Consider the following 11,366-nt stretch of genomic DNA (forward strand, 5'->3'; position numbering starts at 1 on the left):
ATATTTGATTTATGAAAAAGCTCGGTACAGATCGAAAAGCCTAATTCCTTATTCCCTACTCCCTACTCCCTACTCCCCACTCCCCGCCCACGTAGATAATTTCAAAAATCAAATATGATTCCTATATATACCTATCAAGGTAAAATATTTGCGATTATATGGGGGTGTAAAAATTTTTTATCATTTTTGCATAAAAAATAAAATATAAATTGAGGTAATTTATGCCCAAAATTTTAATAATAGAAGATGAAGAAGCAGTTCGTGAAAACATTTTGGATTTGTTAGAAGCTGAAAATTTTGAAACTGTTGCTGCGGCTAATGGCAGAATCGGAGTACATTTGGCTATCTCCGAAGTTCCCGATTTAATTCTCTGTGATATGATGATGCCACAACTTGATGGTTATGGCGTACTAACAGCGTTACGTCAAGATCCATCAACAGCAACAATTCCCTTCATTTTTCTCACTGCAAAATCTGCTAAATCTGACTTCCGCCAAGGGATGAATATGGGTGCTGATGACTATATAACTAAGCCTTTCACTTGTGCTGAGTTATTAAGTGCCATCATGAACAGATTGGAAAAGCACGCTACTTTAAAAAGGTATTTATCCCCTCAAGCTCTAATTAACAACTTGTCTCCAAAGATGCAGCTATTAGAAATTAGCTTACACCGGGCTATCAAACAACATAATTTTGAAGAGTTTGAAATTTATTATCAACCAATAGTCGATATTGCTTCTGGAAAAATAGTAGCGGCTGAAAGTTTATTGCGCTGGCAAAGTTCCGAATTGGGGCTGATTTACCCGACAGAATTTATCCCGTTAGCAGAGTCTACAGGATTAATTGTTCCACTTGGAAAATGGGTATTAAAAAGGGTTTGTCAACAAATAAAAATATGGCGTGATTTTGGAATTTATTCCCTAATTTTTGCTGTCAATTTGTCAGTAATTGAATTCAATCAGCCAGGTTTTATTGAGAAAGTAGTCAACTTTATAGATATTAATGGTTTGGAACCACATTATTTAGAGCTAGAACTCACTGAAAGTATGATTATGCAAGATGTAAATAGTGCGATCGCTACTATGAGCAAATTGCAATCGTTGGGTGTAAAAATTGCGATCGATGATTTTGGTACGGGCTACTCTTCTCTAATTTATCTGAAAAACTTACCAATTAACACATTAAAAATAGACCGTTATTTTATCCATAATGTTGCAACTGATCCACAGAAATCAGCCATTACTAAAGCATTAATTCAAATGGCTCACAATCTCAATCTAGATGTAGTTGCTGAAGGTGTCGAAACGGAAGCAGAACTGGGTTTTTTACGCCAACACAACTGTAATTCTATGCAAGGCTTTCTATTTAGTCGTCCATTGCCAGCAGCAGAATTTGAAAAAATTTTATTGACTAAATAAATGCTTATATAGGACTCCTATTTGATTTTTGAAAAAACTCCATACAACTCGAAAGGGCTGATTCCCTACTCCCTACTCCCTACTCCCTACTCCCTACTCCCTGCCTACGCAAATAAGTTCAAAAATCAAATCGGATTGCTATATGTATGAATATTGGGGAATGGGGAATGGGGATTGGGCATGGGGGAGTAAATTATTTTCTCAGTACTTAGTACCTTAATAGGGTGAGTAACTCAGAAAAATCGGACTTTAGACTGGCGACAATTATTCAGTCTCAAGTCTAAAATAAAAAAATTGTGTCATAGTGTCTACCGCCATGAAAGTCTTTGCGCGTTTCTTGCTACCAGTTTTTTTACTGACCTCGGTAGCAGGCTGTAACCAGACTCGCGCTTCCTCAGATAATTCCACACCACAAACACCTGTACCTTCTGCTCAACTGACACAGAATCCTACACAGTCAAAAGATATCGTTCGGACTGAAGCACTTTCACCCACGCCTATCCGCATCAATCTGAAGAATTTACCAGCACCTTTCGCTACAGAAAGTGCCTCTAAGCGACCTGAGGTTGTGCCCATTCCGGAAAATCCAGTGCTTGGCGTACCACCAGGCTTTAGAGTTAACGTTTTTGCAGAAGGTTTAGATGCCCCACGCTGGCTAGCTTTAACCCCTAGCGGTGATGTCCTGGTGACTGAAACCGGGCAAAACCGCATTCGTCTGTTACGTGACAGCAACGGTGACGGCGTAGCCGACGTTCGAGATACCTTTGCTAGTAGGGACAACGGACTCAATAGACCCTTTGGTATGGCTTTTGCAGGTGATTCCTTTTTTCTGGGGAACACAGATGCTGTGGTTCGTTTTCCCTATACGAAAGGTCAAAATAAAATTACAGACAAGGGAGAAAAAATCGCTGACTTACCTGCTCAAGGTTATAACAATCATTGGACACGCAATGTCGTTGTCTCTCCCGATGGCAATAAATTATATGTTTCAGTTGGTTCAGGAACCAATGTCGATGAAGAACCCCTACCACGGGCTTCAGTACAGGTGATGAATTTAGATGGTTCCCAGCAGCAAACATTTGCTTCCGGCTTGCGTAATCCTGTTGGTTTAGACTTTCATCCTCTAACTAACGAACTTTACGCCACTGTCAACGAACGCGATGGAATCGGTGATGAGTTGGTTCCAGATTATCTGACACGCGTTAAACAGGGGGCATTTTACGGCTGGCCTTATGCTTATCTGACACCAAACAACCTAGATCCGCGCCAAAAGACGGATGACAAAAGTAAACGCCCCGACTTAGCAGCCCGTACCCAAACGCCAGATGTGCTGTTCCAGGCGCATTCAGCAGCATTGGGTTTGCAGTTTTATGATGCTAAAACGTTTCCAGAAAAATACCGAAACGGTGCTTTTGCTGCTTTTCGTGGTTCTTGGAACCGCGATCGCGGCACTGGTTATAAAATTGTGTTTGTTCCCTTCGATGCTAAAGGGCGATCGCTTGGCTACTACGAAGACTTTCTCACAGGATTTTTGCTAAATCCTTCTGTACCAACCACTTGGGGACGACCTGTAGGTTTACTTGTGTTACCAGATGGCAGTTTACTACTAACAGAAGAAGCCAATAATCGAATTTATCGTATTCAGTATACGGGGGGTTAAGCAATTCACCCATTCAAACATTTAAAAATTCACGGATAGGATCTGTTGCCTGGAGTAAAGTTAGAGCAGTTGTCATCAATAGAAATGTTGTGGCTGCATTTCCCTACCCAGGTTTATCCTGTTTAGGGTAAATTACTAAAAAATACTAATACTCATCTAGTTGAGAAATTCATTATGACTCCCAATGAAAATAATACTCAGTCAAATATCAACGAATTATCTCCACATTCAGGTACACGATACTGGGGTGAAGTAGAGGTGATCGAGGAGGGAGAAACCTATAGAATTAGTCGTGTTGAAATTAAGCCCAGGCACGGAATTAAACCACAAATCCATTATCATCGCAATGAACATTGGGTTGTAGTCTCAGGTGTAGCCAAGGTAACTTGTGGCGATGCGGAAATATTACTGAATCGAAACGAATCAACTTATGTTCCCGCAGCAACCCTACATAAGGTAGAAAATCCTGGACAGATTCCGCTAGTTCTTCTGGAAATCCAAAATGGTGAATATTTGGGCGAAGATGATACGGAACGCCCCTATGATTTAAATTTGGTTAAACCTGTAGCTGAAGGTCAGTAAGGTCTAGGGATGAGGGGGATGAGGAGGATGAGGGGGATGAGGAGGATGAGGAGGATGAGGGGGATGAGGAGGATGAGGAGGATGAGGGGGATGAGGGAGCAGAAGAAGAATAACAATAATGCCCCATGCCCCATGCCCCATGCCCCATGCCCCATGCCCAATGCCCAATCCCCAATGCCCAATAATGCCCAAATCAAAACCATCCTTCTTGTTCCAGGGTTTCAATAAGCTGTAAACCACGGGGATCACCCACTCCTAACAGTGAGGCTTTAGCGTCTGCCCGGACTCCTAAATCTTGGTCTTCGGCAAAGGCTTGAATTAAAGCGTCGATCGCTGTGGCATAAACTACATTAGAAGGCAGTTCGCGGCACAGTTGACCAATTGCCCAAGCACTGTTACTCCGCACTGCTGCCACCGGATCTTTAACTAAGGCTTGAATTAATGGTGGAATTGCCCCTATAACTGCTTCATAACTCACTTCTGCCATCTGTGCTAAGGCGCTAGCAGCCCACAAACGCACTGCGGAAATATCAGTTCTGAGGGCATCTGCTAGGGGCGGTAAAGAACGGCGATCGCGACAGTTTCCTAAAGCCCAGACAACGCCTTTACGCACATAGCCATTCCAATCACTGTTTAGTTGAGCAATTAATGGACTCACTGCCTCTGAACTAGGATTGCGTCCAAGTGCATAAGCTGCACTCACCCGCACTAAGGGACAGGTATCACTTAACAGGCGAATCAGATGGGGGGTAGCACGCGCATCTTCTATATCACAAAAAGCACGCGCCGCTAACATTCTTTGTTGGGGCTGGGCATTTTCCAGCAGGGCTAGCATCACTTCTGGATCTGGCTTTGCCACAACTGATTCGGCAGTTAGCGGCTCTATTTTATCTAGGGGGCTTTCTAGCTCCTCCTCAATATCGAGTAGGCTTAGATCGTCTTCGTCATACATAATTTCATTTCAATCCCGAAAAGGGATTAACACATAATCCCTCACGCCAATAAGTTAAAGCTTTATAAGTATTAGTTGCGTAATTATACACTTTCCTTTCTCCTCGTTGAGTTTTATAAGAAGAATTCAGAACTCAGGAGTCAGAATTCAGAATTGAATTCTGGACGACTGGGTAATGAATATTGGTTTAAAACCTTGCCCCTTGTGGGCAAAAAAAATTAAAATATTATTCCTAATTAAAACTCTATCCCTTTATGGGTAGAGTATTCTGAATTCTGTATTCTGTATTCTGACTCCTGTTTTATCCAAACGAGTAACGCCCTAACTCAGACGCTTAAGTATTTTACTGCTATCCTATAGAAATCATATTTGATTTCTGAAATTATCTACGTAGGCGGGGAGTGGGTAGAGACGCGATTAATCGCGTCTGTACGGAGTAGGGAATACGGAATCACGCTTTTCGAGTTGAGGGTGAGCTTTTTCAGAAATCAAATCATAGTCCTATAGTTTATTTTTCTGCACTCAGGAATTTTACCATCCAGAGGGATTGGGTTTGATAACCTAACTGATTGTAAAGATTTAATGCGGGTTTGTTGGATTGAAAAACTTGCAATCCAATCTGGCGATCGCCTCTTTGAATAGCCCAATTTTCCACATATTGCATCAAGGCTGTACCAATACCTCGTCGCCGATGTTCTGGTACAACGTAGAGGATAAAAATGTGAGCATGACGGTTTCCCTGCACTTGATCTATAGCATTACCCACCCAGAGGCAGGCTATCGGGGGATGGGCATTGGGCATTGAGAATGGGGCATGGGGCATGGGGCATGGGGCATTGCTTATTCTTCTTGTCTCCCTCATCTCCCCCTGCTCCCCCTGCTCCCTCTGCTCCCTGCTCCCTGCTAAGAACTTCCCTTCCTCTTCTACCCACCACAAGGGCGTATCGCTGGAGAAGTATTGCTTAACTGTTTGCTCTAGGTGGGAAAAATCCTCATTAGGAAAGAGATCCTGGTAAGTTCGCTGCATGAATTTAAGCAGCAGCGATCGCTCCAATGTGGAACCACGGCGAATAATATACCCTGGTAGTAGTTGCTCAGACACTTCTGACGTTGATTAACTTAGCTAGCTGAGTTTTGTGCTGGTGGGAAATTAGCAGGAGTCGGTTGAGAACTTACCCCCACCTCTTCAATTGGTGCGGGTGCTACCATATCGGAGGGTAAAAAGATACGGGCGCTGACTGCTACCAGGGCAAAGACAAATACCAAAACTACAAGCAAGGGAGCGATATACTGACGAAAAATAGCCATATTTTAATTGTAAAAAGAGCTACGAACTTTTATGAGAGTCTAGCTAAAGATTTGTGAAGTATTCTTGATTTATTTTAGCGATTTTTTGTGTATCGATAATGGGGAATAGGGAATAGGGAATAGGGAATAGGGAATAGGGAATGGGGCATTGTTATTCTTCTCTTGCTCCCCCTGCTCCCTCATCTCCCCCTGCTCCCCACTCCCCACTCCCCACTCCCCACTCCCCACTCCCCACTCCCCACTTTTGCACTATTGGCGATCGCGCTCTAAGTCATCAAGGACTCTCTCACAATACCAATTCTCTGGCATCCCAGGATAAGTCTCCTTTGCTTGTTCAATTAACCGTTCGGCAGCAGCAGTGTCACCAGATAATTTAGCGATTAGCCTGTTTTTGAGATAGCTATCAGATACACCATCGTCTACCTGGTTTGGTATGCCTTCATTTCTAGTTGATGGCCGGGACTGATCTCTTTGCAACTGCCAAAACAAAACATAATAAAGTGTACCAAAAATTAAAATTAGGCTGAGTGTTCCGAAAAAAGTTAGGAGGTTAAATGTTAGAAATCCTAGAACTAACTGCGACAGAACATACCCAAGTAATAAACCAGTGAGTAAGAGGATGAATGTGCCGACAGCAATAACTACTTGATTCCCCATATATCCTCTTCTTCTTCCTCAAGTCCTGGTCTGGAGACTGCCACTGGCTGAGGGTTCCAGGGGGCAAATACTGGCAATAGGAGTAGTCCTGGTACAGCGGCGGCGATGGTAATTAAGAAAAATATAGGCCAACCCGTGCTTTGTGCGATCGCGCCTCCAGGGGACGCCAGAATATCGCGGCTGACGGCCATTAAGCTGGATAACAAAGCATATTGGGTTGCGGAAAATCGCTGGTTACAAAGACTCATCAAAAAGGCAACAAAGGCTGCTGTCCCCAATCCACCACAAAATTGTTCTACGTTGATGGCAAGTACCATAGCTTGGTAGTTTTTACCGATGTATGCTAGAAAAAAGTAAGCTAAATTACTTACTGCTTGTAGAATACCAAAAACCCAAAGTGATCGATTGATGCCAATAGCACTCAAAATTGAACCACCTGCTAAAGCGCCGACAATCGTAGCAATTAACCCCATCCCCACCTGAATTGCCCCAATGTCGGTTTTGGTAAAACCAGTTTGCAGCAAAAAAGGCGTGGTCATATTGCTCAACAAAGCATCACCTAGCTTGTATAGGGTAATGAATGCAAGCATTAAAATAGCTGTAATAATCCCTTGACGCTGAAAAAATTCCTGAAATGGCAAAATTACAGCATCAGCGAGAGAAGCTGGAGGGCTAATTTCCTTGGGTTCTGGTGCGAACAAGGTGGCAAGAATACCAATTACCATCGTCCCTGCCATAAACAAGTAAACCGATGACCAAGGCAGTTTGTCAGCAAGTATTAAGGCTAAAGCACCCGCGACTAACAAGGCTATTCGATAACCTAAGATAAAAACTGCTGCACCAGCCCCCATTTCTAGTTTTTCTAGAACGTCGGTACGGTAGGCGTCAACGGCAATATCTTGAGTTGCACTGATAAAAGCAATGACTATGGCGTTGATTGCTAGTAGCTGTAATGCTTGTTTGGGTTGTTGGAAAGCCATGACTGCGATCGCTATGATTAAAGCAATCTGCGTCAAAATTAACCAACCCCGTCGTCGTCCCAAAACTGGCAGGGTGAACCTGTCCACCAATGGCGCCCAAAAAAACTTCAAGGAATAAGGCAAACTGGCGAGGCTAAACCAACCAATAGCGGCTAAATCTACCTTCTCCTCGGTCATCCAAGCTTTTAAGGTATTACCGATTAACAATAACGGTAAACCCGATGAAAAACCTAAAAATAATAAAGCCGCCATCTTGCGACTACCGAAAACTTCCAGTAGCGATTTAATTTTCCTCATAGTTTCAAATTTTTGCCTCTTTTGAGGAAATATCAATAAAATACAACGAGGAAATGTAAAAGTATATCATGTAACTAGTACCTATAAAGGTTTGAATTATCAAAGCGGCAGCAGTTCCCTATATAATCCCTATCAGGGATTGAAACTCGTCATAGTTGCTGTGTGATTTCCCGCAAACATGACAAACTACCAAGATTTACTTGGGTTAAATACAAATTCAGGATAACCTTATAGTGTCAGCGTTTTCTTAATTTTCCTTAATTGAATAAACCTGATGCCCCCTGATTTCTACCCCGTGTGCAGCAAGGCATTTTTCCCAACCTTCACGCGTACCAATGTCGCTTTTTTGGTTCAGCAGCCCTAATTCCTGTTCTTGTTGGGTGAGTTTAGCAAATTCTTCGTAACGAGGATAGTTGCTGGTAACAAATGTTTCCTTACGGTGCAAAATCGGCGGATTTGCCCTAGTTTTGTAGTCTCGATGAGTGACGAAGAGAGTTTTTAAATCAATACCGATGCTGGCTTTTAACGCCGGATGGGGATCAGTGTCGAATTCGGGGTAAGACAGATAGGATATTTGCGGTTTATCAGTGTGATATTTGATTAATGTGGCTTCATCGACACGCCCAATGGTGCGGCTAGCGCAACCTTCACAAATTCGTAGTACGGGGTCAAGTGCTGCTAATGCGGAAACATGGACGTAAAGCGCACCGCGTGTATGTTTACCAATTTTGCTTTTTTCACACGCAGTTTGAATTACCCCAGATTTACCTAAGCTGAAAAGTTTTTGGTCGGCTACTTGACAAGCTTCCTCGTAGCTACTAAAAAAAGCTTTAATATCGTGACGCATTTCTGGGGCTAGCTTTTGCCAAGCAGGACGTTTATCAAAGTGAGTCAGGGCGAGATAAACTTGGATATCCAAAGAACGACGATAAGCGATCGCATCCCATTCTGCTTCATCGGTAGCTTGTAAAACTACACCAAAGGCGCGGCGAAAGTTACCAAATTCGCTCAGTAATTCCTGTTCATTTTCCAATTCACCTTTGGCAGGTAGTCTACCGCGCTTGGTAAAAAAAGCCATGAGTGGTTGCAGCTGTTCTTGATAGTCTTCAAACCGTTTGGTGGGGATGCGGACTCGCGGTGTAGAGGTGGTAGAAAAAAAGCGGATAGCTTTGTAACTTTCTTTTTCGGCTTCATCTCGAAAAACAAAGTAGACACCTAAAGCGATCGGTACTGCATCGACATTTAAGACTTCATCAATATAAGTTTTGAGTTCTTCTTGTTCGTAATATTTCTGAAAAGTATTGCGGCGTGTCACAATGCCATCATTGTAAGCAAGTTGGGTTTTGCTGGGAGCGTTAATCAGTATTTGAGCCGCGACAATTAAAACTTTTCCGGTGAGTTCCCAGGCTTGGATTAGGCTTTGACGGCGTTCCTCTGCGTCTTCAATGACGTTGAGGACGTAACCCAAATTGACCACATCGGCGGCGGTGTGTGGTACATCGGGATAGTAGTAAGGGTCCCAGCCTGCACTGGTGTAGCCTAAGTTTTTTATTCGCTCGACATCACCACCATAGCCGCAACCGTAATCAAAAAAAGTGGTGTCTTGATGTAGGATTGCCCATTCTATTGCCAATCGCACGGGGCGAGATAAATCAGTGCGAGCGATCGCAGCTCTATGACGCTCGATTTCTAGCGCTTCAGGCATGATACTAATTCGTAATTCGTAATACTTCGGCTACGCTCAGTACAAGTTCGTAATTCGTAATTAAGACACCAAGCACCTAATATTCTTTCAAGGTTTAATGGCCAGTTCAATTAAATCTTCAATTTTCTTGATATTTGGATCGCCTGCTAAATAGCCAATACCGCGATGCAAATGTAAGCGGAATTGAGTGGCCAGGGTTTCTTTGTCGGTGGGATAACCGTCATTGTGACAGCGTTGTTTGAGGGCGAGGAGGAGAATATCAGACATTTCGCCGCCAAAGACGCGCCAAGTCATTTCGACGTTGCTATCTTGGGGAATTGGGACGGGGGACGGTGGAGTTGATTCTGCGAGGGAACGACAAAAAGCCCAACGGCATAGGATATTCCATTGGTCGATTTTGGTGCTGCGCTTAAGTTTGGTAAGTTGGTCTTTGGCTGTTTGAGAGAGTTTAATTCTTTCGATTGGGGATTCCATAATCTTCTTATAAATTGAGATAATTTTCGCTCATAAACCCAAACAGTAGCGAACCGCAGTTTCAACTTCAAGCATCTTGGAGTCAGAAATCTTGGCAGATGGGTTAGCAGGAAAGCGATTTGGATCTAAAGAACGAATTTGAAAACATAAGAACACTGTTTCTATAAGCAATCCACTGTCACTTGCAGAGACTCGTATATTAGTTGGATAATCACGCTTAATATTTGTTCCTTTCGTACCGACAACTACAGTCACAACCAAAGGTAATTCGTTGATAGCGTCTATAGATAAAACTAAAACTGGTCTTGTTCCTGCCTGTTCTCGGCCCTGCACTGGATTAAGATTGACAAAATAAATTTGTTCTCTCTCGATGTTCACAGCTTTTCTAAACCATCCATTTCTGTAATACCAAATTCATTATTGATAGAGGTAATTTCTGTTTTTATATCTAAATCACTAGCCATTTCAACTAGTTGTTCTTTAATATATTTAACATCAAAGAATTTATTTGATATTTGCTTTCTTTCTTGCACTTGGTTGGCGATACGTTTTAAGAGCCATTCTAATTCTTCTAATGACAAAACACGTAGGTCATGCTCTATTTTTATTAAATGTGGTGAGTTCATAATTGATCTCCTTTCCAAAGCTCATTAGATATATTGTAAAGATGTAGGCTTAAAAAAATTGCGTAGACGCATAGCGGCTTGTCGTTAGACATCGCTGAATTTTTTAACGATATGTACTACCAAAAATATCCTGGTTGGATAGTTGTTTGTCGGGTGGAGGAGTCGTATTTAAGGAGATATTCACGAGCGATCGCTTCGTTTTCTCGCAGTGTTTCTACTTCTTTCTTTCCAATCTCGGTGTCAGTAGATAACAAAATTACTTGATGACTGGCGGATGGAAAGTAACGTTCAACTAAGTTACTGCGGTGAGAAGAGTCTAGTCTACCTAACGGCGTATCGATTGCTACTGGTAGGCGGTGTCCAGAGACTTTGGCTAAACCCCAGAGGAAGGCGATCGCAAGTAGTTGTTTTTCACCAGCAGAGAGGCGATGTTTAGGGACAGGTTTACCATTTAAATCGTAAAGTGAAAGGCTGAAAGTCTTGGTATCAATGGTAATGCGATGCACTAAGTCTGATTTGTGCAGGAGATAAAGAAAGCAGTTTTTAACTTCTTCCTCTAATTTATTGAGTTTTCGCAGAGTTAATTTTTCACGAAAAATCTTGAGTGTTTCTTGAACTTTTGCTGCTGACGTAATAATATGTTCGTTATTTTTATGTTTAATGTTTTCTACTGTATATTCACTTAATTCTTTTTTGGACTTGGCAAT

15 protein-coding genes are annotated in these 11,366 nt (G+C 42.4%); 3 read left to right on the plus strand and 12 right to left on the minus strand.

What is annotated here, in order from left to right; genetic code table 11:
* Window positions 1-221: 221 nt before the first annotated feature.
* The 3 genes from LC574_RS08145 (at window position 222) to LC574_RS08155 (ending at window position 3,660) form a co-directional block, all read left to right on the plus strand.
* Window positions 222-1,418, plus strand: coding sequence for an EAL domain-containing response regulator (locus LC574_RS08145; RefSeq protein ID WP_229452716.1), 1,197 nt, complete (start codon window positions 222-224; stop codon window positions 1,416-1,418).
* A gap of 316 nt (window positions 1,419-1,734) precedes the next feature.
* Window positions 1,735-3,078 carry a sorbosone dehydrogenase family protein gene (locus tag LC574_RS08150; protein WP_229452745.1) on the plus strand — a complete coding sequence of 448 codons (1,344 nt, stop codon included), beginning with the start codon at window positions 1,735-1,737 and terminating at the stop codon, window positions 3,076-3,078.
* A 174-nt stretch (window positions 3,079-3,252) separates the two neighbouring features.
* Entirely contained in the window at window positions 3,253-3,660 is a 408-nt protein-coding gene (locus tag LC574_RS08155; RefSeq protein ID WP_229452718.1) for a phosphomannose isomerase type II C-terminal cupin domain, read from the plus strand.
* On the opposite strand, the gene LC574_RS08160 is transcribed toward LC574_RS08155, so the two are convergent.
* From LC574_RS08160 to dndD, 12 genes are all read right to left on the minus strand, one after another.
* Window positions 3,635-3,808, minus strand: a complete 174-nt coding sequence (locus tag LC574_RS08160; protein WP_229452720.1) for a hypothetical protein — start codon at window positions 3,806-3,808, stop codon at window positions 3,635-3,637. The genes LC574_RS08155 and LC574_RS08160 overlap by 26 nt on opposite strands.
* A 45-nt stretch (window positions 3,809-3,853) precedes the next feature.
* The gene (locus LC574_RS08165) at window positions 3,854-4,612 is read right to left on the minus strand and encodes a HEAT repeat domain-containing protein (protein WP_229452722.1); all 759 of its coding nucleotides are present in this window, start codon (window positions 4,610-4,612) and stop codon (window positions 3,854-3,856) included.
* 508 nt (window positions 4,613-5,120) lie between these two features.
* The gene (locus tag LC574_RS08170) at window positions 5,121-5,714 is read right to left on the minus strand and encodes a GNAT family N-acetyltransferase (protein WP_229452723.1); all 594 of its coding nucleotides are present in this window, start codon (window positions 5,712-5,714) and stop codon (window positions 5,121-5,123) included.
* Between the two features lie 17 nt (window positions 5,715-5,731).
* Window positions 5,732-5,920: a hypothetical protein gene (locus LC574_RS08175; protein ID WP_229452724.1), complete on the minus strand. Its 189-nt coding sequence runs from the start codon at window positions 5,918-5,920 to the stop codon at window positions 5,732-5,734.
* A gap of 69 nt (window positions 5,921-5,989) precedes the next feature.
* Window positions 5,990-6,148, minus strand: a complete 159-nt coding sequence (locus LC574_RS08180) for a hypothetical protein (RefSeq protein ID WP_229452726.1) — start codon at window positions 6,146-6,148, stop codon at window positions 5,990-5,992.
* 21 nt (window positions 6,149-6,169) lie between these two features.
* Entirely contained in the window at window positions 6,170-6,577 is a 408-nt protein-coding gene (locus LC574_RS08185) for an ABC transporter permease (protein WP_229452728.1), read from the minus strand.
* Window positions 6,562-7,854, minus strand: a complete 1,293-nt coding sequence (locus LC574_RS08190) for an AmpG family muropeptide MFS transporter (protein WP_229452730.1) — start codon at window positions 7,852-7,854, stop codon at window positions 6,562-6,564. The genes LC574_RS08185 and LC574_RS08190 overlap by 16 nt, the downstream gene beginning before the upstream one ends.
* A 247-nt stretch (window positions 7,855-8,101) precedes the next feature.
* Window positions 8,102-9,559 carry a DNA phosphorothioation-associated putative methyltransferase gene (locus LC574_RS08195; protein WP_229452731.1) on the minus strand — a complete coding sequence of 486 codons (1,458 nt, stop codon included), beginning with the start codon at window positions 9,557-9,559 and terminating at the stop codon, window positions 8,102-8,104.
* An 87-nt stretch (window positions 9,560-9,646) separates the two neighbouring features.
* Window positions 9,647-10,033, minus strand: coding sequence for a DNA sulfur modification protein DndE (gene dndE, locus LC574_RS08200; protein ID WP_229452733.1), 387 nt, complete (start codon window positions 10,031-10,033; stop codon window positions 9,647-9,649).
* Between the two features lie 30 nt (window positions 10,034-10,063).
* Window positions 10,064-10,411: a type II toxin-antitoxin system PemK/MazF family toxin gene (locus LC574_RS08205; RefSeq protein ID WP_229452735.1), complete on the minus strand. Its 348-nt coding sequence runs from the start codon at window positions 10,409-10,411 to the stop codon at window positions 10,064-10,066.
* Window positions 10,408-10,659, minus strand: coding sequence for a hypothetical protein (locus LC574_RS08210; protein WP_229452737.1), 252 nt, complete (start codon window positions 10,657-10,659; stop codon window positions 10,408-10,410). Before LC574_RS08210 ends, LC574_RS08205 begins: the two co-directional genes overlap by 4 nt.
* A gap of 116 nt (window positions 10,660-10,775) precedes the next feature.
* Window positions 10,776-11,366, minus strand: a 591-nt coding sequence (gene dndD, locus LC574_RS08215) for a DNA sulfur modification protein DndD (protein WP_229452743.1), incomplete at its 5' end; no start/stop codon positions are given.

The sequence above is a fragment of the Nostoc sp. CHAB 5715 genome, from assembly GCF_020829685.1.
Lineage (GTDB): Bacteria > Cyanobacteriota > Cyanobacteriia > Cyanobacteriales > Nostocaceae > Nostoc.